22 protein-coding genes are annotated in these 24641 nt (G+C 60.2%); 11 read left to right on the top strand and 11 right to left on the bottom strand.

Annotated elements, in window-relative coordinates; translation table 11 throughout:
- Positions 1-127 precede the first annotated feature (127 nt).
- A complete protein-coding gene (locus H8695_RS01195) occupies positions 128-991 on the bottom strand; it encodes a peptidoglycan recognition protein family protein (RefSeq protein ID WP_249298966.1) in 864 nt (287 codons plus the stop codon).
- A 91-nt stretch (positions 992-1082) separates the two neighbouring features.
- Here H8695_RS01195 and H8695_RS01190 point away from each other — a divergent pair, with 91 nt between their 5' ends.
- From H8695_RS01190 to H8695_RS01175, 4 genes are all read left to right on the top strand, one after another.
- Positions 1083-2483 carry an MATE family efflux transporter gene (locus tag H8695_RS01190; protein ID WP_249298965.1) on the top strand — a complete coding sequence of 467 codons (1401 nt, stop codon included), beginning with the start codon at positions 1083-1085 and terminating at the stop codon, positions 2481-2483.
- 149 nt (positions 2484-2632) lie between these two features.
- Positions 2633-4357 (top strand): phospho-sugar mutase, encoded by a 1725-nt coding sequence (locus H8695_RS01185; protein ID WP_249298963.1) that lies wholly within the window; start codon positions 2633-2635, stop codon positions 4355-4357.
- 14 nt (positions 4358-4371) lie between these two features.
- On the top strand, positions 4372-5715 hold the full coding sequence (locus tag H8695_RS01180; protein WP_249298961.1) for a glucose-6-phosphate isomerase: 1344 nt from the start codon (positions 4372-4374) through the stop codon (positions 5713-5715).
- Between the two features lie 21 nt (positions 5716-5736).
- Positions 5737-6279 (top strand): hypothetical protein, encoded by a 543-nt coding sequence (locus H8695_RS01175; RefSeq protein WP_249298959.1) that lies wholly within the window; start codon positions 5737-5739, stop codon positions 6277-6279.
- Positions 6280-6392: 113 nt separating this feature from the next.
- Here H8695_RS01175 and H8695_RS01170 read toward each other — a convergent pair whose 3' ends face one another.
- The 10 genes from H8695_RS01170 to H8695_RS01125 form a co-directional block, all read right to left on the bottom strand.
- Positions 6393-6995, bottom strand: a complete 603-nt coding sequence (locus H8695_RS01170) for a GNAT family N-acetyltransferase (protein ID WP_249298957.1) — start codon at positions 6993-6995, stop codon at positions 6393-6395.
- A gap of 44 nt (positions 6996-7039) precedes the next feature.
- Positions 7040-7858, bottom strand: a complete 819-nt coding sequence (locus H8695_RS01165; protein WP_249298955.1) for a VanW family protein — start codon at positions 7856-7858, stop codon at positions 7040-7042.
- A 15-nt stretch (positions 7859-7873) separates the two neighbouring features.
- Complete coding sequence (locus H8695_RS01160; protein ID WP_249298953.1) at positions 7874-8263, bottom strand: DUF5655 domain-containing protein; 390 nt, start codon at positions 8261-8263, stop codon at positions 7874-7876.
- A gap of 59 nt (positions 8264-8322) precedes the next feature.
- Positions 8323-8526: a 50S ribosomal protein L31 gene (gene rpmE / locus H8695_RS01155; RefSeq protein WP_249298952.1), complete on the bottom strand. Its 204-nt coding sequence runs from the start codon at positions 8524-8526 to the stop codon at positions 8323-8325.
- A 107-nt stretch (positions 8527-8633) separates the two neighbouring features.
- Positions 8634-12149 (bottom strand): helicase-exonuclease AddAB subunit AddA, encoded by a 3516-nt coding sequence (addA, locus tag H8695_RS01150; protein ID WP_249298950.1) that lies wholly within the window; start codon positions 12147-12149, stop codon positions 8634-8636.
- Positions 12146-15550 (bottom strand): PD-(D/E)XK nuclease family protein, encoded by a 3405-nt coding sequence (locus tag H8695_RS01145; RefSeq protein ID WP_249298948.1) that lies wholly within the window; start codon positions 15548-15550, stop codon positions 12146-12148. The genes addA and H8695_RS01145 overlap by 4 nt, the downstream gene beginning before the upstream one ends.
- Before the next feature lie 126 nt (positions 15551-15676).
- Complete coding sequence (gene spoIIR, locus H8695_RS01140) at positions 15677-16306, bottom strand: stage II sporulation protein R (RefSeq protein ID WP_249298947.1); 630 nt, start codon at positions 16304-16306, stop codon at positions 15677-15679.
- Positions 16307-16365: 59 nt separating this feature from the next.
- Positions 16366-17262 carry a 4-(cytidine 5'-diphospho)-2-C-methyl-D-erythritol kinase gene (gene ispE / locus H8695_RS01135; RefSeq protein ID WP_249298946.1) on the bottom strand — a complete coding sequence of 299 codons (897 nt, stop codon included), beginning with the start codon at positions 17260-17262 and terminating at the stop codon, positions 16366-16368.
- Entirely contained in the window at positions 17259-18401 is a 1143-nt protein-coding gene (locus H8695_RS01130) for a DUF362 domain-containing protein (RefSeq protein WP_249298945.1), read from the bottom strand. Before H8695_RS01130 ends, ispE begins: the two co-directional genes overlap by 4 nt.
- 1 nt (position 18402) lies before the next feature.
- The gene (locus H8695_RS01125) at positions 18403-19188 is read right to left on the bottom strand and encodes a histidinol-phosphatase HisJ family protein (RefSeq protein ID WP_249298944.1); all 786 of its coding nucleotides are present in this window, start codon (positions 19186-19188) and stop codon (positions 18403-18405) included.
- Positions 19189-19319: 131 nt separating this feature from the next.
- Between H8695_RS01125 and H8695_RS01120 the strand changes: the two genes are divergently transcribed.
- The 7 genes from H8695_RS01120 to H8695_RS01090 all read left to right on the top strand — a co-directional run bounded on the left by H8695_RS01120 (position 19320) and on the right by H8695_RS01090 (position 24578).
- Complete coding sequence (locus H8695_RS01120) at positions 19320-19589, top strand: ACT domain-containing protein (protein WP_249298943.1); 270 nt, start codon at positions 19320-19322, stop codon at positions 19587-19589.
- Between the two features lie 15 nt (positions 19590-19604).
- A complete protein-coding gene (locus H8695_RS01115; RefSeq protein WP_249298941.1) occupies positions 19605-20963 on the top strand; it encodes a PFL family protein in 1359 nt (452 codons plus the stop codon).
- Between the two features lie 16 nt (positions 20964-20979).
- Positions 20980-21867, top strand: a complete 888-nt coding sequence (locus H8695_RS01110) for a VIT1/CCC1 transporter family protein (protein WP_249298939.1) — start codon at positions 20980-20982, stop codon at positions 21865-21867.
- A gap of 64 nt (positions 21868-21931) precedes the next feature.
- A complete protein-coding gene (locus H8695_RS01105) occupies positions 21932-23005 on the top strand; it encodes a branched-chain amino acid aminotransferase (protein ID WP_249298938.1) in 1074 nt (357 codons plus the stop codon).
- A 225-nt stretch (positions 23006-23230) separates the two neighbouring features.
- Entirely contained in the window at positions 23231-23452 is a 222-nt protein-coding gene (locus H8695_RS01100; protein ID WP_249298936.1) for a DUF378 domain-containing protein, read from the top strand.
- A gap of 127 nt (positions 23453-23579) precedes the next feature.
- Entirely contained in the window at positions 23580-23963 is a 384-nt protein-coding gene (locus H8695_RS01095; RefSeq protein ID WP_249298934.1) for a Fur family transcriptional regulator, read from the top strand.
- Positions 23964-24011: 48 nt separating this feature from the next.
- Complete coding sequence (locus H8695_RS01090) at positions 24012-24578, top strand: 6-carboxytetrahydropterin synthase (protein WP_249298932.1); 567 nt, start codon at positions 24012-24014, stop codon at positions 24576-24578.
- Positions 24579-24641 lie beyond the last annotated feature (63 nt).

Raw genomic sequence — 24641 nt, 5'->3', positions numbered from 1 at the left:
GCTGTGCGGGGTCCCGATTCTGCTGGCATCTAAAGCGACCAGTAGCGCCAAAAAGAAAGACACGCAGTGTATGTCTTTCTTTATTTCTATTATTATAGAGACGGGGGCCGGTATTCCGGCCCCCGCTTCAGGCTCTTTCTTCGAGTTTTGCGTCGGTGTAGCGCTTGGCGATGATTGCGGCTTTGAGCTCGCTTCGGGTGACGCCCAGAGGCGACACGCCGTCCCCGCCGATGGCTCCCGCATCAACAAGCTGCTGTGTCTCCGCCTGCCAATATGCAGGTACCTGCTCTACCGTGTTGTAGGTCGGGTTGTTGCGGGCGTTGTAGTCCTGCATCATCCTGTCAAAGTCCTGCTGTGTCATGGGTTCCTCCTGTTCCATCCGGGTTTTGACCGCCGAGCGGAAGCGATCCATGCTCAAGCCGAGCTCCGGGTACCTGCTCCAGAGAGCGTCCGGGTCGTCGTGGTCGCTCGCGATGCCCATTCTGTGGCCCTCGGCGTGGCTGATGATGTCGCGCATGGGGTCAAGGGAGTACTTTTTGCAGAGCTGGGCAAAGAGCTCGACGGCAACATGAAACACCTCATTCAAAAAGGTGCGCGTCGCCGCGGGGTCACTGTCGGTGAAGCTGCTGCCCGAGCCCGTGTAGTGTAAGCTGGCGGGTTCGGTCATCTCCACGCCGACATAGCCGCAGCGCACCCCTGCGGAGTAATAGCTGTTAGCAAGCCCGCCCGCATGCCATGCCTTGTAGTCCCACGGCAGTGTCTGATAGACCTTGCCGTCGGCCTGGGCGAAAGCGTGTACGCAGACCGATACCTCAGGGTTGTTCCAGCGGTTGATGAAGACCTCTGCCCGCGGCTGGCCGACCCCCACCGAGTGGAGCATCAGCCCCGTGACCTTGATCCCGATCGCATTGGTGTAGCATCTGTTTTTGGTCAGGAATCGTTCGATCAGTTCCATATAGCCCTCCTTGTAAAAGCGCCGGGTCACTCCCATTCTATTCCGCAGCGCGCCGGGTTGACACCCGCCAAAAATGAGGATATGCTGATGATTGCGCCGACCAGGGCGCTGATAGGGGGAATTTGAAATGCGTCACAGGGAACCGCCGGCCTTTCTGACCGGCCAGCCTCTGTTCTCTCAACTTGATCTCAAGCGTCTGATCTTTCCGCTTGTGGTGGAGCAGGTGCTCGCCATAACCGTCGGCATGATCGACACCGTGATGATTTCCAACGTCGGCGAGGCCGCTGTCTCAGGCGTTTCACTGGTCGACATGGTATCCAACGTCATCATCAGCATCTTTGCAGCCCTCGCAACCGGCGGCGCGGTGGTTGCGGCCCAGTTCATCGGCAGCCGCAACTACGACGAGGCCCGCGAGAGCGCAAACCAGCTCGTCATGGTCATGGGGCTCATCTCCGTGGTCATCACTGCTCTGGCCCTCGCGTTCAAACGGCCCCTGATGGAGCTCTTGTTCGGCCATATCGAGCCCGACGTCATGGCAAGTTCGGTCACCTATCTGACCATCACAGGTCTCTCCTACCCGTTTCTCGCCGTCTACAACGGGTGTGCGGCCCTCTTTCGCTCCAACGGCAACTCGCGCATCTCGATGAAAATCTCCATCATTATGAACCTGATCAATCTCGTCGGCAATTCCATTCTGATCTTCGGCTTCCGAATGGGCGTCACCGGCGCGGCGCTGGCCACCCTCGCCGCGCGCGTGACGGCGGCCGTCGTCATCTTCTGTCTGCTGCGCCACCCGGACAATGTGATTCGCATCTCCTTTTCCCGGCGCACACGCTTTCGCCCCCATCTTGTGCGGCGCATTCTCGGCATCGGTATTCCAAACGGGCTAGAAAACAGCTTTTTCCAATTCGGGCGCGTGCTGGTGCTCGGCATCATCTCCTCGTTCGGCACCGTGCAGATTGCGGCAAACGCCGTGGCAAACAATCTCAGCGGCCTCGGCTGCATACCCGGGCAGGCAATGAATCTCGCCATGATCACGGTGGTCGGTCAGTGTGTCGGCGCGCGGGACTATCCGCAGGCCGACTGGTTCGCCAAAAAGCTCATGCGCATCACCTACCTTGTGACGGCGGCGCTCAATTTCGTCATACTGTGTGCTCTGCCGCTGCTGCTGAACATCTACAACCTCGCCGGCACTCTCTCGGCCGACACGCTTGATCTCGCCTACCGGCTCGTCTTCATCCACAACGGCATGGCCATTCTGATCTGGCCGCTCGCCTTTACTCTGCCAAATGCCCTGCGCGCGGCAAATGACGTGCGCTTTACCATGGGGATTTCCATCTTCTCCATGCTCGCCTTTCGCCTTGTGTCGAGCTATGTAATGGGGATTCAGCTTCAGATGGGGGCTATTGGCGTCTGGGTCGCCATGATTCTCGACTGGCTCTTCCGCTCCGTCTGCTTTGCGGCGCGCTTTCTCTCCGGCAAGTGGAAAGTGACCGCCGAGCGGGTCCAGCATCAAAGCGTTTCATGACTCCGGGAGGAGACCGCTTTTGCGGTCTCTTTTTCTGTATGAAAACGAAAAAAAGCGGCAATGTTGTCAGCGGAAGCATTTGCATTGAAAGGGCAACTATGGTACATTGGACATAGTGCTTTTTTGACCAAAGACATGGAGGATTGTCAATGGATTACAGGCAGCAATATCAGGCCTTTCAGTCGGCTCTCGAGGGCACGGTGTACGCGGCGGAACTGCGCGCGCTCGCCCTGGATGAAAAAGCCCTTGAGGACGCCTTTTACAAGGATCTCGAATTTGGAACCGCCGGAATGCGCGGCATCATCGGCCTTGGTACCAATCGTATGAACATCTTCACTGTGCGGCGCAGCACGCAGGGCCTCGCCGACTATCTCAAGCAGCTCGGGCGTGAGAGCGACGGCGTCGCGATCGCCTATGACTCGCGGCTCATGAGCGAGACTTTTGCCCGGGAGACGGCGCTCGTCCTCTGCCAAAACGGCGTTCGGGTATACCTTTATCGCACGCTTCACAGTGTGCCGCAGCTCTCCTACGCCGTGCTCAAGCTCCACACAGCGGCCGGCGTTGTCATCACGGCGAGCCACAACCCGCCCCAGTACAACGGCTATAAGGTCTACGGCGACGACGGCGGCCAGCTCGCTGTGGAGGATGCCGCCATCGTCACGCAATACATCGCTGCGGCCGACCTCTTCTCGGTGCGTCCCATGGAGGAGACCGAGGCTCTTCGCCGGGGTCTTCTCACCTACATCGGCGACGAGCTCGACGAGCAGTACTACGCCGATGTGGAGAGCCTTGTTTTAAACCCCGGGGCGGTCGAGCAGGCGGGCGGTTCCCTGTCGGTCGTCTACACGCCGCTCCACGGGACGGGCAACATCCCCGTGCGGCGGGTTCTCACGGACATCGGCATTCGCAAGCTCCATGTGGTGCGCGAGCAGGAGCTTCCCGATCCCGAGTTTCCCACCGTCAAAGCGCCCAATCCCGAGGAGCCTGACGCCTTTGTCCTCGCGCGCCGCCTTGCCGACAGAGTGGACGCCGACCTCATCCTCGGCACCGACCCAGACTGCGACCGGCTTGGCGTCTGCGTGCGCGGCCGCGGCGGCGACTTTCATGTTCTCACTGGCAACCAGATCGGCTGTCTGCTGCTCGACTACATCCTCTCACAGAACGAGGGGCGCCTGCGCGGCGACGAATTTGTGGTAAAGTCCCTCGTCTCCACCCGCATGGCGGACGTCATCGCCGCACACTACGGCGTGGAACTGCGAGAGGTTCTCACCGGCTTCAAGTTCATCGCCGAGCAGATTAAGCTCAGCGAGCGCAGCGCAAAGGGACGCTTCCTCTTCGGCTTTGAGGAGAGCTACGGCTATCTCGCCGGCACCTTTGTCCACGACAAGGACGCCTGCATCGCCTCCATGCTGGTCACGGAGATGGCCTGCTTCTACTCCCTGCGGGGTATGACGCTCTGGGATGCTCTCGAGTCGCTCTATGAGCGCTACGGCATGTTCTGCGAGAAGGTGCTCTCCTGGACTCTCACCGGCATCGAGGGACTCGGCAGGATCAAGGGGGCCGTGGCGTCGCTTCGCAGCGCTCCGCCGGAGACCATCGGCGCGCACCGCGTGCTCGCATTGCGCGACTACGAGCGCCGGGTGCGCGTGGATTTCGTGCACGGCGGCGAGAGCGCCATCTCTCTGCCTCAGTCGGATGTGCTCTACTTTGAGCTGTCGGATGATGCGAGCTTCATCGTTCGCCCCTCCGGCACCGAGCCGAAGCTAAAAGCCTACCTCTGCGCGAGCGCGGCATCGCGCGATGAGGCCCAGAGAAAGTTCAACGCTCTCTTCGAGAGCGTCACAAAACTGCTTGACAAGCTCACACAGGAATAAAGGAGGAACCACCATTGGGAATCCAATTAAAGCAAAACGGACTTGCGGGCTTTTTAGAGCCTGAGGATCTCGCGGGGATGGCCCCGCTTGTCGAGGCCTGCGCCGGACAGCTTGCGCGCGGCGACGGTCTCGGTGCGGACGCACTCGGCTGGATCGAGCTGCCCCGTCGCTACGACAAGGCGGAATTCGAGCGCATTCAGGCCGCGGCGAAAAAAATCCAGGCCGACAGCGAGGTGCTTGTTGTCATCGGCATCGGCGGCTCCTATCTCGGTGCGCGCGCGGCGCTCGAATTTGTGCACTCCCCTCTCTACAACAGCCGCGCGGGCAAGAGCACGCCCGACATCTACTTTGTCGGCAACAACCTGAGCTCCACCTACATCAACGAGGTGATCGAGCTGATCGGTGAGCGCGACTTCTCGGTGAACGTCATCTCGAAGTCCGGCACGACCACTGAGCCCGCCATCGCCTTTCGCGTCTTCAAAAAACTCCTCGAGCAGAAGTACGGCAAGCCGGGCGCGGCGCGGCGCATCTACGCGACGACCGACCGCGAAAAGGGCGCGCTCAAGTCTCTGGCGGACGCCGAGGGCTACGAGACCTTTGTTGTACCCGACGACATCGGCGGGCGCTACTCGGTGCTCACGGCGGTGGGCTTACTGCCTATGGCGGCGAGCGGCATCGACCTTGGCGCCGTCATGCGCGGTGCAGACGACGCGCGCGCGGCCTGCGCCGAGAGCGACTTTTCCAAAAACCAGTGCCGTCAGTATGCGGCGCTTCGTCACTGCCTGTTCAACCGCGGCAAGGTCATTGAAATTCTTGTCAACTACGAGCCGCGCCTGACCCAGTTCGGCGAGTGGTACAAGCAGCTCTTCGCCGAGAGCGAGGGCAAAAACAAAAAGGGCATCTTTCCGACGAGCGCCAACTTCTCGACTGATCTGCACTCAATCGGCCAGTTCATTCAGGACGGCAGCCGCAACCTCTTCGAGACGGTTCTCTGGTGCCCCAAGGCCGAGCGGCCGCTTGTGATTGAGGCCGACGAGGCCAATATTGACGGGCTGAACTTTCTCGCAGGCCGGAGCATGCAGTTTGTTAACAGCAAGGCCTACGCCGGAACGCTTCTCGCCCACATGGACGGCGGTGTGCCGAACATCGTGCTGGAACTCGACGACATCGACGCCTACCACTTCGGCTACACGGTCTATTTCTTCGAGATGGCCTGTGCGCTCAGCGGCTATCTGTTCGGCCTGAATCCGTTCAACCAGCCCGGCGTCGAGAGTTACAAGACCAATATGTTCACGCTGCTTCACAAGCCCGGCTACGAGCAGGGAGCAGCGCAGCTCGAGCAGCGTCTGTCGCAGTAGCCGAACCGGGAGGGTACGCTCATGAAAAACAAGTGGATGACAGGCGCGCTGAGCCTCTTTCTTCTCATCGGCGCGGTGGTGTTTCTGTGCTTTGGCTATGTGACGGTCTTCGTGCTGCTTCTCGCCCTGTGGTATCTGCTCTATGGCTTCACGTCGCCCGCCTACGCCGCCTGCCGGAAAAAGCAGACCAAACAGGCGATATTCTGGCTCTCGGTCACCGTTCCCTACTTTCTGCTGCCCCCTTACCGCACCATATACTACTGGACACGGGCCATGGTCGCCATCGACCTCAACCGGCAGGACGCCGCAAAGGCGCTGTCCTACATGGACCGGGCAAAGCCGCAGAGTCTTCTGCGCGAGGAGGACAGGAGCCTGTTCTATTTCTACAAGGCCTGTCTCTGTGTCGACGTCAGGAACCTCGACGAGGCGCTGCGCTGCTACAAGGCCGCCGTCGGGCTTCCCCATTCGCGCGAGCTTGCAAAACAGTACAAAAAAATCCTGCCGCTGCTGCGCGCGCTGCAGCAGGAGCAGGGTGTCGCCGGTGAGATCCCGGCGGAGGTTTAAAACATTTCCCGTCTGTCAAAGCAAGACGAATAGAGCCGCCGGCGGTGCGCATGGAGCAGAACAGTCCATTCGCACGCCGGCGGCTCTTCTTGTCAGAGTGGCCGCGGGATGGGTCACTCAATGTGGTACTTCTCCCGTATGATGCCGCGCACCTCTTCAAAGGTCTTTGGCGCAGGCTGGGCACTTTGGTGCTCGCCGATGTGTTTCTCCATCCAGACCATGTTGTACCAGCGGTCGAATTTATAGCCGCACTTGCGAAACTCTCCCACCCAGCGATAGCCCAGATGTTCGTGAAACCCCACGCTGTTTCTGGTCAGATACTCGTCCTCGACCTCCGGATAGGCAATGCAGGCGTTGACATTCAAAATCCCCTGCTCTCTCAGCGTTGCCTCAAGCGCCCGGTAGAGCATGGAGCCGATGCCCGTTCTCTTTTTGTCACGGTCCACATAGATGGAGACCTCCACCGCCCAGTCATAGGCCGGGCGCGCATGAAAGCTGCCGGCATAGGCGTATCCCAAAATCTCGTCTCCCCGCTGCGCCACAAGATAGGGGTATTTCTTCAAAACGCTTTCGATGCGGCCGGCAAACTCCTCCACAGACGGCACGTCATACTCAAACGTTATGGCAGTCTCTCTGACATAGGGAGCATAGATTTTCAAAAGATTTTCGGCATCGGCCGCAGTCGCGGCCCTGAGCACTGCAGTCTGACTTTCCACTGCTACGTCACCCTTTCTTTTCCTATGGTTTTTTATTCTGGCGGTCACAGGACCGCAGAGCGTTCGCTGACATCGTACATCACCCGGGCGTGGTTGCGTTTGATAAGCTGTCTTGCAATCGTCTCCCCTGTGGCCTTGTCGATCTGGGTGCGGTACACTTCGCCGGTCCGGTAAACCTGGCCGCCCTCGCGGACAAAGCGCTCGTTCTGCGTGACAATATGGTACTTCACCGGCAGGGCCGCCGTTGTCCGAATTTCACCGCAGAGATACTCCTCCGTGGTGTAGACAATGAGCTGGTATGCCTGATCGGTGTTGTTTTGAAACCGGTAATCCAGATAGTTGTACATGATGGACGTGCCCGTTCCAAACGGAATCTGCCGCCCATAATCCGGGAAGAGATCCATGCCGTCGTGGTGGTGGTGCTCGACGATGGTAAGCGGCGTGTGGAGCACCAGCCAGTGAATCAGATTGGTGAACTGACACATGCCTCCGCCGATTCCGCGGCCCGTCCGGCCGCGGGTGATGACCAGCCCCTCCCGGTAGCCTCTGCGCGCGCTGCAGGGCCCGACGAGCTTCCAAAACGAAAAGGTCTCGCCGGGCTTTATTATAATTCCCGACACCCTCGGCGCGGCAATGTTCAGATTCACAACCTTATTCTCCTGCAAAAGCATGTCCACGTTGCCGAGTCTGCGGCGCATCAGGGATTTCTGCTCATAGACGACAACCGGCAGCCGGGTCTCGCTCTTCTGTCGGGCACAGTTTTTCAGCCGCCACAGATTTTGAATGTGCCGCATGGCTCTGCATCTGCAGACCGAGATCCGGTAGGTCAGCGGCGAAATTTCACAGAACAGCCTGCGTCCCATTGCGTCTCCCCCCCTCTATTTCTTGCTCATCGAGAACTCATAGGCCTCTCTGAGCCAGCCCATCAGTTCGGCGTCAATCTCCTGCGTGTCTGAGACCGTCACGTGGTGAGTCCACCGATTGGGATACGGCTCAGTCGCTACGGCAATGCGCGCAGACAGGAGGCGCCTCCCCAGACCGAATGTGACAATGATGCAGACCTCCGGCCAGCCTTTCACTCTGCGCACAGGCAGCGAGATGCAGGCAAAGTTATACCGGTTTTTATAGGTGATCTGCGTTCGCTGAACCTTGCGTGTCGACGCGCCGAGCTCACTGGCGATGCGCTCGTCGAGCGCCTCAAAGAGCGGCAGTGCCGCCGGCAGTTTGTCAAAGAACAGAAAAAGGTCCTCACTCGGCTCTCTGAGCATGGTGTACCTCCCTGATTTAAAAATCCCCGGACAGCTTGTCCGGGGATTTTTGCTTGCTCTTACTTGTTCAGGCCAAATCTCTTGTTGAACTTGTCAACACGGCCGCCCGAATCGACCAGCTTCTGTTTGCCGGTATAGAAAGGATGGCACTTGGAGCAGATTTCAACCTTGATGTCGCTCTTCGTCGAGCCGGTTTCGATCACCTCGCCGCACGCGCAGCGGATGGTCGTCTTCTCGTACTTCGGATGGATACCCTCTTTCATGAAACTCACCTCACTCTTATCAAGACCACGCGGCATTCGCCACGTTCCCATTGTCAATGCTCGTTAAATCATAACACAGGATATCGAAAAATGCAAGTTATTTTTCATCAGACAGGGATCTCCCGCCCGAGTTCAAACGAGTAGAGATAACGCTCTGTCACAGGCATTCCGGTAATTTCACGAAGCGCCTGCTCATAGAGCTCAAGCTGCGGCCGGTAGCATGCGGCGAGGGCGCTGCCGTCGTCGGTCACACGGTCGGTTTTGAAGTCGAAAAGCACATAGCCGTCCCCCTCCAGAAAGGCACAGTCGAGCACGCCCTGCACGACGATGACGGCGCCCGGGTCGCCGGCGGCGTCGGCAGCGTACTGCTCTATCTCACCCGCCGGGCGGGCAATGTTAAAGCGCATCTCCCGCAGAACCCGCGGCGAGACTGCAAGGCGGCGGCCGAGGGAGCTTTCAAGAAACCGCTCGACTCTCTGCGTCTCAACGGCGCCCGCCTCGGCAGCAGTGAGAAACTCACATCCTACAAGCCGCTCGAGCTCGCCCGCCACGTCGCGGCTGCGCACGAGATTCTCAAGATCGGCAAATTGCATGAATTTGTGCATGGCGGTGCCGCGCTCGGCCGGAGTGAGGGCGGTGGTCTGCGTGAGAAATTTCGGCCGAGCAAAATCGAGAGTCCGCTCACCCGTCTGGGCAAGAGAGCGCAAGTCGCTCACCGAGATCTTCGACGGCACCCGCCGAAGCTCTGCCGCCGGGTAGATAAAGTCGAGCCTCTCGCGGATCTCCTCGAGCAGTGCCCAGTCGAGCGGGGCGTCCGGCGGCGCGGGAGAGTGTTCGGGCACCGGCTCATCCTGCGGGCGGATGAGCCGCACCGCAAAGCGCCCCTGTTCGTCCAGGGCGGCGGGTGTAAAGCCCGTCAGCTCACGCAGGGGCTGCCCGTCCCGGTGCAGGGAGAGCGCCGCGAGAATCCACTCGGCGTAGCTGCCGCGCGAGCGCAGATAAAACGGCAGGATGCGCCCGTTCTCCTGCGGGATGAATGCGCAGCGCATCAGCTCTCTCTCGTCGGCGCAGGAGACGACGAGCACCAGCTTCTCCTGCGCGCGGGTGAGCGCGACATAGAGCGTGCGCAGCTCCTCAGACAGACTCTCGGCCTCGCGGCGCAGCTTCACGGCGGCGCGGGGCAGCGTGTCAAACTCAATGAGATCTTCCGTGTCACGCAGCTTCGCCCCCGCGCCGAGCTTTCGGTGGAGCATGAAGTTTTCGCGCAGGTCCATTTTGTTGAAGCGTTTTGTCAGGCCGCACAGCACCACAACCGGGAACTCGAGCCCCTTGGACTTGTGTACGGTCATCAGCCGCACGACGTCGCTGTTCTCGGAGAAAGCGCGCGCCGACTCGTACTCCCCGCCAGTCTGCAAAATGCGGTCGATGTAGTGAATGAACTGAAACAGTCCCTTGAAGCTCGTCTGCTCAAAGGCGCAGGCATAGTGGTAGAGCAGCTGCAGGTTCGCCCGGCGCAGCGCGCCGTTTCGCATGGCCCCCGCGACGCTCAGATACCCCGTATCCTCATAGATGTAGGCGAGAAGCTGGTCGATCGGAAGACTTGCCGCGAGCAGCCGGTAGTCGCCGAGCTTCCTGAGAAAGGCGGCGCTCTTTTCGTCACCGGCGGCGCAGAGCGCGTCGTAGAACGGCCCCTCGCGGTGCGCGGCCCGAATCAGCGCGAGCTCGTCCTCCGTCATGGCAAAGAGCGCCGAGCGCAGCGTCGCGATCAGGTGGACGTCCTGCAGAGGGTTGTCGATGGTGCGAAGCAGTGAGAGGATGGTCGAAATCTCCTCGCGCTCGAAGAAGACGCTCGGCACATCGGAGTAATAGGGGATCTCCTCCTCCCGCAGAATATCCTCAAAGAGAGCGGCTGTGTTCTTCAGGTTCCGCGAGAGAATGACGATGTCACGGTAGCGCACCGGCCTCATGCGGCCGCTGACGCGGTCGCGTACCAGCTCGCCCGTCTCCACCATGTGCCGGATGCGCCGTGCGGCAAAGCGGAATTCCCGCTCGGCGCGCTCGCTGTCCTCCCCGTCCGGCAGCAGCACATCCACCTCGACCGGCGTGTCCTGCGCCGGGTCGTAGTCCGCGAGAAAGCGCAGCTTCTCCCCCTCGTCGTAGTTGACGTCGCCAAGCTCGGGGGACATGAGGCGCTCAAAGAGAAAGTTGACCGCGTCGACCACCGAGCGCCTGCTTCTGAAGTTGCCGGTCAGGCGCAGCACCCGCCTCGCCTGCCGGCGCAGAAAGAGCTCCGGCTCGGCCTGGCGAAAGCGGTAGATGCTCTGCTTGACGTCGCCGACAAAAAAGAGACTCTCCCCGCCGCGTGAGAGCGCGCGGAAAATCGCATCCTGCAGCTCGTTGGTATCCTGGTACTCGTCGATGAAGACCGCATCGTAGCGCTGCGCGGTCTGCCGGGCATCCTGCGTCGGCGTGAGAGAGCCGCTGTGTGCGTCGTAGTCCTCGACCAGCAGCCGGTAGGCATAGCGTTCGACATCGGCGAAATCGAGAATGCCGCGCTCGTTTTTGCGGCTCTCAAAGCGCCGCTCAAAGTCGACCGCCATGGCAAAGACAATCTCAAACACCCGGCGCAGCGCAAGACAGTCCCCGGCAAACTGCTCCGCCGTCGGCGAGAAGAGCTCACGGAGCTTACCGAGCTCCTTTTTCACACCGGCGCGCGACTCCTTGAGGCGGTCGGCGAGCGCGGTGTCCTCATAGCCGCGAAGCGCGCGCAGCGAGACGGCCTTGAAGCCCGCAAGCCGGTCGTGTACGCCGTCGTAGTCCCCGCATTCGAGCAGTGAGCGCAGCTCGAGAATGGCGCGCTCGTCGTCCTCAAAGGCGGGCAGATAGGCTCGCTCGAGCCTGTCGTCCCCGCGAATCTCGCAGATGCCGTGGCGGCACAGCGCGAGCAGATAGTCGAGAACTTCCCCCGCGTGGCGCGCAAGCTCGCGCCCATAGGGCGTCTCAAGAACCGGCATTTCGGCGCAGCCGGCGAGGGTGTCGAGCGTCCACCTGAGAAAGCCCTCACGGTCGGGAAAGGTCAAAATCCCCTCGCGCACGGCCTTGACAACCTCCAGAAAGGCGTCGTCGTTTCTCGTGCGGGCAAAGAACTCCACCGCATGTGAAAACGGCTCGCAGGCAGAAAAGTTCTCATACCAGTCATCCAGCAGCTCTCCGTAGAGCTCCTCCTTGAGGATACCGGTCTCGTTCGGGTCGCCGATGCGAAATTCCGGCGACAGGCCGAGCTTTTGAAAATTGGCGCGCAGCAGCTTCAGGCAGAAGCCGTCGATGGTGTCAATCGGCGCGCGGGAGAGCAGAATGAGCTGCCGGCGCAGGTGGGCGTTCGGCGACTTCGCGAGTTTCCCGCGCAGCGCCCGCCCGATTTTTGCGCGCACGTCATCGGCCGCGGCATTGGTGAATGTGACGATGAGAAACCGGTCGATGTCGCCGCCCGCCTCGATTTTTTCAATCACCCGCTCAACGAGCACCGCCGTCTTGCCGGAGCCCGCGGCGGCGCTCACCTTGACGCTGTCGGAGGGCTCCGAAATGGCGCGGCGCTGCTCGTCGGTAAAACGCAGTTCGCTCATGATCCGCCCTCCTTTTCCACGCTGTCCCAAAATTCCTGCGCGCTCATGCGCGCAAGCGAGCGCACATGCGCGCCCCGCTCCGGCGAAAAGCGGCAGACCGGTCTCATCTCGCAGAAAGCGCAGGAATCGAGCCCGCGCCCCGGCGCGTCCTTGTAGGGGTTGATGTCAATGCTGCCGCGCTTGAGCTGGCGCGCGATGGACAGCAGCTTCTTTTCCGCGAAGCGCTCGAGCTGGGCAAAGCGCGCGCCGCTTGCCACCTTGGAGCGCCGGGGATTCAGCTCGATTTCCTGCTGCTCCCCTCTCATCGCGCTCACGGGCAGCGTCTCAAAGGTTCCGCTTGTGTCCATGGCGAGCAGAATGTCGGTGTCCTCGGTGAGCAGACCGTCTGCTCTCACCCGCCCGCGGCGCAGCTTCGCGAGCTCGTCGGGCGTGACGTCGCGGTGGTCGGCTGCGACCACCTCCAGGCGCACCGGCGCATAGAGCATGCCTGCCGGTACGATCTCGCGGCCGAAGTACTCCCTACCCCCCGCGCACAGCGAGAAGAGGTAGAGCATCATCTGCATGCCCATGCCCTCGTGAATGGCGGCGTAGTCGAATTCCTTGCGGCCGGTCTTGTAATCGACAATTCGGATGTAGAGCTTTCCGTCTCTCTCATAGCCGTCCACCCGGTCGACGTAGCCGCGTATGGCCACCGAGCTCTGCTCATCCGAGAGGATCAGCGGGCGGATGGGCTGCCCCTCCCCGATCGGCAGCTCAAACGCCAGCGGCTCAAAGTGGCTGCGGCGCAGGTCGGCCGTCATGTCCTCCAAAAAGGCGTAGAGAATGCGCGACAGGCGCGAGAAGAGATAGCGAAAGCGCGCGCCTCTCTCATCAAAATCGGGCAGGTAGACCGCGATGTACTCGCGCACCAGCTCGTCGGTCACCCGGCGCACGGCCGCCGCGTCAAAGCGGCGGATCTCATCGGGCCGGTAGCGCCGGCCAAACTGCTCGAGGATATAGTGCATGAACGTGCCGGTCTGCATGGCGTCAAATTCCACCTGGCGGCGCGGCTCGATGCGCAGCCCATACTCGCAGAAGTAGGCAAAGTTGCACAGCTGAAAGCGCTCGAGGCTCGTCGCCGACAGCATGGGCCGCTCGCCGTAGAGAAGCCGCGGCGTATCGGCGCCGTCGAGCGCAAGGCGGCCCTTTGCAAAGCGAATGGCGCCGTCGATCTCCCGCCGGCGCGCGGCATAGTCCGCAAGGCCGTCAAAGTAGCGCTCCAGCGCCGTTTTGAGCGGGTCGTCGGGCGGCAGGGTCAGCAGATAGTCAAAGGACGGCTGACGGCCCTCGATGCGCTCAAGGCGCGCCGCGGGATCCGTCAGCTCGCGCTCGTCGAGATAGAGCATCTCAAGGCGCGGCAGCAGCGCGAGAATCTGCGTGAGCAGATAGGAGGGCCTCTTCTCTCTGCCTGAGGCGCCGCTCTTGGGATAGCTTATGTAGAGGCGCTCCCCCGCCGAGGTCAGCGCACAGTAGACATAGAAGAGCTCCTCAAAGGCGAGGCGCTCGGTGGTCGGCGAGAGGAGAATATCGTGCTGCTGCAGTTCGAGGCGGTCCCGGTCGTTGAGCAGGCCCTCCTCAAAGTCACTGCGCGGAAAGTCCCCCTCGCCGAAGCCCACGACAAAGCAGCAGCGAACGCCGTGGGTGCGGGTGCGCTCGGCCGAGGCGACCGCGACCTCGTCGAGCGAGGTCGGAATTTTGCCGATGTCAGCCTGGGCGAGCACGAGCTTGAGCACCTCGCAGTAGGTCTTCGCCGTGATCTCATCGTCGAGCAGCAGCACCATCTGGTCGAGCGCATGCATGAGAATGTTCCAGATCTGTTCGTACTCGGCGGCAAGGCCCGGGCGGCCCGTCTCGGTGAGCTCGGCGACTTTCTGCTCGATCATGCCGGGTACGCCAAGCGCGAGCAGAAGCTCGTAGACCGCGGTCGAAATGGCGCGTGCGCCGCACTCTCGAAGCGCAGCGCGAAAGGTCTCAAGCGGCCCGATGACGGCGGCGCGGGTCTTATTGATACGCCACAGAAGCTCCTGCGAGCGCTCGTCGGGCTCGCGGTTGAAGCCGAATGGGTTCGCCGTCCACGGCACAGTCCACTTCGAGCCGGATATTTTTTGGGTGTAGACATAGTTTTCCAGAACGTCGATCTCCTCGGCCGCCACGCCGACAAGGCCGGTCTTCAAATAGGCGAAAACCGACTCGTAGCGGTAGCCCGAGAGCACCGCCTCAAACGCCGAGAAGAGAAGCATCACCAGCGGCTTTGTCAGCGTGTCGGTTCGCGTGTCGAGAAAGTAGGGAATCCCATAGCGGTGAAAGACGACCTCGATGACATTCTGATAGCTCTCCATGCTGCGCGACAGAACCAGAAAATCGCTGTAGCGATACCCCTCGGTCCGCACAAGGCGCACAATGGTGCGCGCGACATAGTCGGTCTCCTCGTAAATGTCGGCGGCGCAGAGCGCTGTCAGCGCCCCGCAGGGGATGTCACGCGGCTTACCCGCACTCTCGAAGAGCGACGCCTCCAGATGGGCGATCTCCGGCGGGAAAGCGTTTTTCCCGTTCAGGTGCACCGGCCTTGCGACCGGTACGCCGTTTGCCCTCGCGAGAGCAAACAGCGAGCAGGCCGTGCGCTGCAGCGGAGCGAAGACACCGCTGTCGTCAATCTCGTCCGCATCGGGGTCAAAGGCGTCGGTGCAGAGAGTGACAGTGACCGACTTTGCCTGCCGCATCAGCGGGCCGAGAAGGCTCATCTCCGCCGGCGAAAAGCCGGTGAACGCGTCGCAGAAGATGTCATAGGGCTCAAACACCCGCTCTTTTACAAGCTTGCTCCCCGCGCGCTCGAAATCGTCCTCCATGTCGCTGTAGTGCTCGTGGAGCAGGGCGTTGTAGGTCTCATAGATGGCTGCAAGATCCGTGAGCTTGTCGGCAAGCTCCGGCTGCGCCACGGCGCCCGCACTCCCGCGCAGATCGGCCGGGGCGATGCGGTAGGTCTTAAACTCCGACACAGTCAAAAGCAGCTTGCGGATAAACTCCGGCCGCAGCGCCGCCCTGCCGTAATAGCGAAGCCCGCCGCGCAGCTCGGTGAGCGCGCGCTGCATGACAATGGACTTGCCGCCCGCGTCGATGTAGTCGGCCGTGACGCCGCCGGTCTCACGGAATACGAAGTCGCAAAGCCGTGAGAAGTTCAAAATCTCGGCCGAGGCGCACAGACGGTTGCCGAGCTCCAGCAAAAGCTCGCGCTCCTTGCGCACAGTGTACTGCTCCGGCACAAGGACGATGACCCGGTCGCCCGCCTCGCAGTGCGCGCGCACACGGCGGTTGAGCTCGCGGCTCTTGCCGCTGCCCGCCCGGCCCGTTATCAGCGTCAGCAAAGTCATCGCCCCCTTTCGACAATATATTCTATTCTAGCACAGATTGACGGCAAAAAACAGACACGCCCCTGGCGTGTCTGTTAAAATGAGAGCCGCCCGGCGGGCGGCTCTCTCATTCGGTCTGTCTTAAAACAGCTGTTCTTTCAAATCGTTCAGCCATTCGATCAGCTTGAATTTGTAGGTGGTCTTCACCTCGGCGTCCCCTGCGACCAGGTCGAATTCCTCTTCGCTTAATGTCTCGCGCAGATAGTCAAGCGAGCCGTCGTCGGCCGTGACAAGGTCCTGCGTGTAGCAGAGCGTCGGGAACATCACGCACCACCAGTTCTGGCCCTCGGCGCTGCCGAGTTCGACGACGAGCGCCTCATACCGCCCGGCGGGCAGCGTCAGCTCGCCGTATTGACGGGTGGGAAAATACTCCGTATCGAAGACCGCGCGGGCCCGGTAGGGCATGTTGTGCTCGGCGAGCGTCTCGTTTGCCGTCTGCTCAAAGAGTGCGAGATTCTCCCTTAGAATTTCAGCCGCCTCATCGCGGTCGGTGACGCCGTCGAGAAGACCGCCCGTGCGCTTGAGAACCTCGTCGCGCACCATGAGCTTTACCGCCTGATCGGCGCTGCTGTCGCTGTCCGCACGCACATGCAGCCGGAGCACGCTCTCGGAGATGTGAGTAAAGCAGCTCTGGGCATTCGCCACCATCACGAGAACCGAGACGAGCACCGCCGCCAAAAGAGACCATTCAAAAAATTTGCCGCGTTTCATAGCAAAACAAAACTCCCTGCTGTCGATGATGTCATCATTATTGACAGGAAGTTTTTCTTTTAACCCATAGGCGAAAATTTTTGTACCGGCCGCTCGAGAAAGCAGAGCGTGCGCCGCATTCGTCTTTTCACTTCGTCGCGCGCGCGCGCCGCCGCCTCAAAGTCGGTGAAGATGCCAAATACGCTCGGACCGCTGCCGCTCATCACGGCGCAAAGCGCCCCGTGGCGCAGAAAGGTCCTCTCGAGCTCCAAAATCTCGGGGACACGCGCGCTTGTGACCTCCTCCATCACGTTGCAGCACTGCTGCGCCACCTGCGCCGCATCGCTGCTTTTGAGCGCGGCAAGCATAGCCGCCGTATCGGGGCGGCGAACGATCTCGCACCGGTCGATGGCTTCATAGATCTCCCGTGTCTTCACGCTCTTCGGCGGCTTTGCAATCAGAATGTGGCAGCGCGGCATGGGCGGCGCCGGGGTGAGCCGCTCCCCGATGCCCGAGGCGACACAGGTGCCCCCCGTGAGGCAGAACGGCACGTCGGCGCCAACCCGCAGCGCAAGCTCCGCAAGCTCCCGCCGCCCGAGCGGGCGCCCGCAGAGACGGTTGAGACAGTGCAGCACGCCCGCGGCGTTGGCGCTGCCCCCCGCGAGGCCCGCCGCCACCGGCACCCGTTTGACAATGTCGATGAAGAGCCCGGTGTTCTCGATGCCCGTCTGCTCAAAGAAGAGCAGCGCCGCCTTGTAGGCGGTGTTGCGCTCATCGCGCGGCACATAGGGCAGATTGCAGCGAATGCGAATGGAGTCCGCGCACCGGCCCCTGGTGTCGAGACGCACCGTCAGATCGTCGTGCAGGCTGACCGACTGCATCACCATCTCCACCTCGTGGTAGCCGTCATCGTTTTTGCCCCGCACGTCGAGCGTCAGGTTGATTTTGGCGTAGGTCTTGCAGGATACGGTCCTCATAGGGCAAACAGCTTCCTTTTCTTGATGGCGATCGCCCGCACCGGACACATCTCCTGGCAGCAGAAACACCGGATGCAGTTTTTGTAGTTGATGAACGCCTTTTTCTCTCGGATGGCAATGGTCTTGGCCGGGCAGCTCTCCGCACAGGCGCCGCAGCCGATGCATACCGCCCGGCTGATGACCGGACGCGGAGCGCCGTAGCGGCGAAGCGGCTCGTTTAAAAACTTTGGCAGACGGCCAAAGCGCGTGATGTCGTCATGGCTCTTCGGCAGCTGAAATCCCTCGACGCGCACCGAGGAAATCGGCTCGCCGAGTATGGTCAGTTCCCCCGCATCCGCGGGCGCGAAGCCCCGCTGCGCGGCCCTTTCCAGCGTGGGTACCTGGTCCGGCCCGAGCCCTACAACCGCGGCTGCGGCAAGGTCGAGCGCAAAGGGGCTCTCGCTCGCGAGGGTCAACCCCACCCCGCGCGGCGTACCGCCTGAGGGGCCGTCGCCCTCCATGGCCACAACGGCATCCATAAAGGCGAGCGCAGGCCGCGCGGCGTCGCACAGATCGACGAGCATGTCGCAGTAGTTTTTCCGCTCGGGGAAGCGGAAGTGAAACTCCGGCTTCTCGAGCCCCGGCACGAGGCCGAACATGTTTTTCACCGCGCCCGTGTAAGTGGTCATGGCGTGTGTCTTGAGCTTGCACACCGAGATGACAAGGTCGGCGTCGAAGTAGGGCTGAATGAAGTGGAAGTTCCGGCAGAGCTTACCCTCTTCGTGGCGCTTGAAGTCGGCGCCCGTGTCAAAGTTGAGCCGGGCGCCGGCGTTTGCCGCGGCCTGCTCCATGCCGGTCACCCGGTAGATCTTGCGCAGCGCCGCCTCTGTGTAGAGGCCGCCCGGGCTGTCGGCGATGGTGACGGCGGCGCCGGCCTCGACAAGCGTTTTCGCCAGCGCCTCGACGAGGGCCGGATGGGTTGTCGTGGCCGCATCTGGCTTTCTCGCCATGAGCAGATTCACCTTCAGCAGAACTCTCGTCCCCGGTTTTACAAACCGGCTGACGCCGCCGAGGTGTTCAAAATGAAGCGCAATGTTCTCGCGAAGAAGCGCCGCGTCATACTCCTGCGCGCGCGCAACGGACACTGTTGTGCTGTACATGTCAGTCCTCCGTAATGGGTACAAATTGCGGCTTTCGGCCGCGGTACAGAGCGATGTGGGAAAAGCCAGCCTCCCGCGCGAGCGCGGCGCCGCGGCGGATACCGGAGCCCACATGGGCGGGCTCGTGGGCGTCGGAGCCGATCGTCACGATCTCGCCGCCGAGCTCACGGTAGAGGCGAACCAGTGGCAGATCGGGCATGGTCACGCCCATGCTCATGCGCAGACCCGAGGTGTTGATCTCAATGCCCCGGCCGGTCTCAATCAGCCGCCGATAGATCAGGCGAATCTGCTCCTCATAGTTCTCCCACGGCTGCTTCATCCCCGCCTCGCTCAGATAGCGCCAGGGGTAGCTCAGATGGCCCAACACGTCAAAGTCCTGTTCCACCATCTCAATGAGCTCATCAAAGTAGCGCGACAGCAGCGCCGGCACATCGAGGCTGTGGTAGTCGAGAAAATAAAAATCCCGCTCACCCCTGAGATTGTGAAGCGAGCCGATCACAAAGTCAAACTCGGTTTCACGCAGAATCTGCTCCGCTTTCTCCGGCTGCTGATTCGGCTGGCCGAGCTCGAGACCGAAGCGCACGTCGAGCCTGTCCGCAAAGAGCGGCGCCACGGCGTCGTACTTGCGCCGCTGCCGTTTCACATCGATGTCAAAGGGGTCGTAGAACGCGGGACTGCCGAGATCGCAGTGGTCGGTCAGGGCAACGGCTCTCATTCCCGCCGTGACAGCCGCCCGCAGCATATCGTCGGCCTTGTAGCTTCCGTCAAAAGATTCCTCTGTGTGCATGTGATAATCGGCCAAAAGCACGGCGGGTTCCCCCTTTTATTGCCACCTGTTTTATGATAACATATATGTTATCAATTTGCCGGGCAAATGGCAAGGAAAATTGGCGCCGGCAGAGAACCGGAGGGAAAAGTATGCGAGCAGTCATCACAGTAATCGGCAAGGATATGGTCGGCATCATCTCGAAAGTGAGCGGCATCTGCGCCGAGGAGGGAATCAACATCCTCGACATCACCCAGAGTATTTTGAAAGAATTTTTCTGTATGATCATGATCGTCGACATCTCCAAGAGCAAACTCCCCTTTGCAGAGCTTGTAGACAGGCTCGACAAACTCGGCAGCGATCTCGGCCTCTCCGTACACACCATGCACGAGGACATCTTCAATTCCATGCATCGAATCTGATAAAGGAGCAAGCCGATGATCAACACCAACGACATTCTGGAAACCATCAACATGATCCAGGACGAGCACCTGGACATCCGCACGATCACCATGGGCATCTCTCTGCTCGACTGCTGCGACGAGAACATCGACCGCGCCTGCGAGAAAGTCTATGACAAGATTGTCACGCGCGCCGAACATCTCGTCAGAACCGGCGAGGACATTGAAAAGGAGTACGGCATCCCGATCATCAACAAGCGCATCTCGGTCACGCCCATCTCCATTGTCGGCAACGCCTGTCACAGCGGCGATTTCGTCAAATTTGCAAAGGCCCTCGACCGGGCCGCCGAGACCACAGGGGTCAACTTCATCGGCGGCTTTTCCGCGCTCGTTCACAAGGGGTACACCCGCGGCGACCGCAATCTGATCGCGTCAATCCCCGAGGCTCTGGCGGTGACGAATCTCGTCTGCTCGTCGGTCAACGTCGCCACCACAAAAGCCGGCATCAACATGGACGCGGTGCGCGAGATGGGCGAGGTCATCAAGCAGGCTGCCTATCTCACCCGTGACCGCGACTGCATCGGCTGCGCCAAGCTCGTCGTCTTCGCCAACGCCCCCGAGGACAACCCCTTTATGGCCGGGGCCTTTCACGGTGTCGGCGAACCGGAGTGCGTGATCAACGTCGGCGTCTCGGGGCCCGGCGTCGTGCGCGCGGCGCTCGCAAAGGCCGGTGACTGCGATATCACCGCCATTTCCGACATCATCAAAAAGACCGCTTTCAAAATCACCCGCATGGGTCAGCTCGTCGCCCACGAGGCCTCGCGGAGGCTCGACGTGCCGTTCGGCATCGTCGATCTGTCTCTTGCTCCGACACCGGCTGTCGGCGACTCTGTCGCACATATCCTCGAGGAAATCGGCCTTGAAAAGTGCGGCTGCCCCGGCACCACTGCGACGCTCGCCATGCTCAACGACGCGGTCAAAAAGGGCGGCGTCATGGCCTCGTCCCACGTCGGCGGTCTCTCGGGCGCTTTCATCCCCGTCTCGGAGGATGCGGGGATGATCGACGCCGCGCGCTGCGGCTCACTGACCATTGAAAAGCTTGAGGCCATGACTGCGGTCTGTTCGGTGGGCCTCGATATGATTGTCATCCCCGGCGACACGACCGCCGAGACCATTGCGGCCATCATTGCCGACGAGATCGCCATCGGTGTGGTCAATACCAAGACGACCGCCGTGCGCGTCATCCCCGCGCTCGGCAAGCGCGTCGGCGACGAACTCAGCTTCGGCGGGCTTCTCGGCTCAGGGCCTGTCATGCCGGTCAACAACTACTCGCCGGCGAAGTTCATCCGCCGCGGCGGGCGCATTCCGGCGCCGATTCAGAGCCTGAAAAACTGATAAGGAAGTGGCACACATGCCGAGAGAACTCAGCGCAAAGGTCCACGCGACTCTCTTGAAGATGCAGCGCGGCGAGATCACAGAGTATCACATCTACAAAAAGATCGCCTCGCGAATTGAGAAAAAGGATCCCCACAACCACGATGTGCTCGAGCGCACCGCAAACGAGGAGCGGGCGCACTATGAAATCTGGAAGGGCTACACCGGTGAAGAGCCCCGACCCAACCGCCTGAAGATTTTCTGGTACAGCTTTCTGAGCGTTGTGTTTGGCATTACGTTTGCTCTCAAGCTCATGGAAAACGGCGAGGACAATGCCAACACCGTCTACACGGAGATCATCGCCGAGGTGCCCGAGGCGCAGCGCATCTCGGAGGACGAGCAGCGCCACGAAAACGAGCTGCTCTCGCTGCTCGACGAGGAGCGGCTGCGCTATGTCGGCTCCATGGTGCTCGGGCTCAACGATGCGCTCGTGGAACTCACCGGCACGCTGGCGGGTCTCACCTTTGCCCTGCAGAGCAACCGTCTCGTGGCCCTGTCCGGGCTCATCACCGGCATTTCGGCAACTCTCTCCATGGCCTCGTCGGAATTTCTCTCCGCCAGAAGCGAGGGGCGAAAGGACGCTTTCAAATCCTGCACCTATACCGGCATCGCCTATCTGATCACGGTGACACTGCTGGTGCTGCCCTATCTGCTGCTGCCGGCGCACGCCTACGCGCTCGCGCTCGGCATCATGGTGGCGACGGTGGTGCTGATTATTTTCGTGTTCAACTTCTACATCTCGGTCGCCCAGGGGCTCAACTTCAAACGGCGTTTTCTCGAGATGGCCGGCATCAGCCTCGGCGTCGCCGCGCTGTCGTTTGTCGTGGGTCTGCTCGTCAAGCATTTTCTCGGCATCGATGTGTAAAAAAGATTGAAATAGCCGCCTGATCGCGGTATACTAACTCAAAAGAAAAACAGGAGGAATCCGCATGGAACTGTCCGTCACTCTGACAAAACAACCCAAACAGAAGCCCGCCGATGAGAGCAAACTCGGTTTCGGCAAGATTTTTACCGATCACATGTTCGTGATGGACTATGATCCCGAGCACGGCTGGCACAACGCCCAGATTGTCCCCTACGGGCCGCTTGAAATTCTTCCGGCCTGCACGAGCCTGCACTACTCGCAGAGCGTCTTTGAGGGGCTCAAGGCCTATCGTACCAAGACCGGCGAGATCCGCCTGTTCCGCCCGACGGAGAACTTCAAGCGCCTCAACAACTCGAATCGCCGCCTCTGTATTCCCGAAATTGACGAGGCTTTCGCTCTCGAGGCGCTTAAAAAGCTGCTTGAAATCGACCGGGAGTGGGTTCCGAAGAGCCCAGGCACGTCTCTGTATGTGCGCCCCTTTGTCTTCGCGACAGAGGAATTTCTGGGGGTCCACCCCTCGTCTCACTACAAGTTTATCATCATTCTCTCACCCTCCGGCGCCTACTATGCCAGCGGCCTGAATCCGGTCGGCATCTATGTGGAGCGCCACTATGTGCGCGCGGTTCGCGGCGGCACGGGCGAGGTCAAGGCCGGCGCGAACTATGCCATTTCACTCAAGGCGCAGGACGAGGCGGAGAAAGAGGGCTATTCCCAGGTGCTCTGGCTCGACGGCGTCGAACAGAAGTACATCGAGGAAGTCGGCGCGATGAACGTCTTTTTCGTCATCGGCGACGAAATCGTCACGCCCGCGCTGCGCGGCAGCATCCTGCCCGGTATCACCCGCAAATCGGCAATCGAGCTTCTGCAGCACTGGGGCTATCAGGTTGTCGAGCGCCCGCTCGCGGTTGATGAGTTGACCGAGGCCTACCGTGACGGCCGGCTCAGAGAGGCTTTCGGCACCGGAACGGCTGCCGTCATCTCCCCCATCGGCAAACTCAAAATTGACGACCTGGTCATGGAGCTCGGCGGCGGAAAGATTGGCGAGATTTCTCAGAAACTCTACGACAACCTCACCGGCATCCAGTGGGGCGAGCTCGCCGATCCGTTCGGCTGGAGCGTCAAGGTCTGCGACGTTTAAACCAACCGGCGAGACGGCGCCAGGAGACAAACATATTACTTCATAAGAATGATCTCTTACCAAAATTCAAAAAGTGCCAGGGCAGCCGTCCCGGCACTTTTTTTGATTCGGAAAAATTAACCAGTCTCTGCGTTGAAATAATGTCTTCTTTGTGGGTAAAATACCGAAAGAGAACCATTCTCTAATCATGTATTTCGATACTTTACAGAAGGAGGAGACACATCCATGCAATTTTTGGACAGACTCGCGCTGATTCTCGTCGTCATTGGAGCGCTCAACTGGGGCAGCATCGGGATCTTCGGCTTTGACGTCGTTGCCTGGATTTTCGGCGGACAGCTCGCCGCTATCAGCAGAATCATCTACACCATTGTCGGTCTTGCCGGCATCTGGTGCATCTCTCTGCTCTTTCGCGAGCACTCACTCGTCGAGGACCGAATCGACCACTGACATTCCATAAAAAGCAGCCGCCTGTGGCGGCTGCTTTTTATTTTCCTAAATAAACATTAGGTAATTGACAACCAGATTTATTTGTGATAATATTCTAATTAGTAATTAATATCATTAAGGTGATCTTATGACAATCAAGCGCAATACCATTCAACGTACTCTGGTTCTGGAGGCAGTAAACAGGCTGAAATGTCACGCAACGGCCGACGAAATCTATGAGCAGATTGTCGCAAAGCATCCCCACATCAGCAGAGCGACCGTTTACCGAAATCTAAATCAACTCTCCGATGCCGGTGAAATTCGAAAGTTGGAGGTACCGGGCGGCGCTGACCGGTTCGACCACCGGTGCCACGACCACTACCACGTCAGATGTCTCAAATGTGGCCGGGTCTTCGATGTGGAGATGGCCCATCTCGACGGATTGGAACAGCAGATTACCGACACCCACGGCTTTGAATTCAGCGGTCACGACCTCATGTTTCGCGGTATCTGCCCGGAATGTAGAAAGTGAACAATGCGGGCACAAGCCCGTAAATAAATATTATAGGAGGCTTTTGTTATGAGAAGTATCACGACCTTGGACCTGCAATACGCGCACAGATTCTACGGTTTTAAGGGTGAAGCCCAGTATTTACATGGACATACAGGCGTTCTGACCATTGAAGTTGAGGATTCTGTAGAACCCGGTGTCAATATGGTCTTCCCCTGCAACGAGATTCAGAAAACCGCCTGGTCTGTGCTGAAAAATTTTGACCATGCGCTTGTTCTCCGGCAGGACGATCCCCTGCTGCCCGCGATTCTCAAAGTCTACGAGGAGCAGGGCATCCGCGACGGCGCGCCGAACAACCAGATGAAAGGGCCCGCTTTCAAGACAGAGCTCGCCACTGCGTATCCGGACTGTCGACTGGTCGTCACAAAAGAGACCATGACCGTCGAGGGGATGATCAAGATTGTCTACGATCTGCTCAAGGACAAACTGAACATCGCCAAGATCACTTTCACCAGCGGCGTCAACGCGGCCTCTCAGGAGTACGAACCTGCCAACAAGATCGACCGCTGCCCGCTGTGCGGCATTGCGCTCAACGAAAACGGCGTCTGCCCCAAGTGCGGCTACAAGAAGCAGTAAATCCCTGTCTGTGATAAAGTACATACCGAAACCGGTTGAAACAAAAAGCACCGGGGCCTGCAA

Source organism: Feifania hominis (genome assembly GCF_014384765.1).
GTDB classification, from domain to species: domain Bacteria; phylum Bacillota; class Clostridia; order Oscillospirales; family Feifaniaceae; genus Feifania; species Feifania hominis.
Note: the sequence above shows the minus strand (reverse complement) of the source record. Positions and strands in the feature narration are given on the sequence as shown.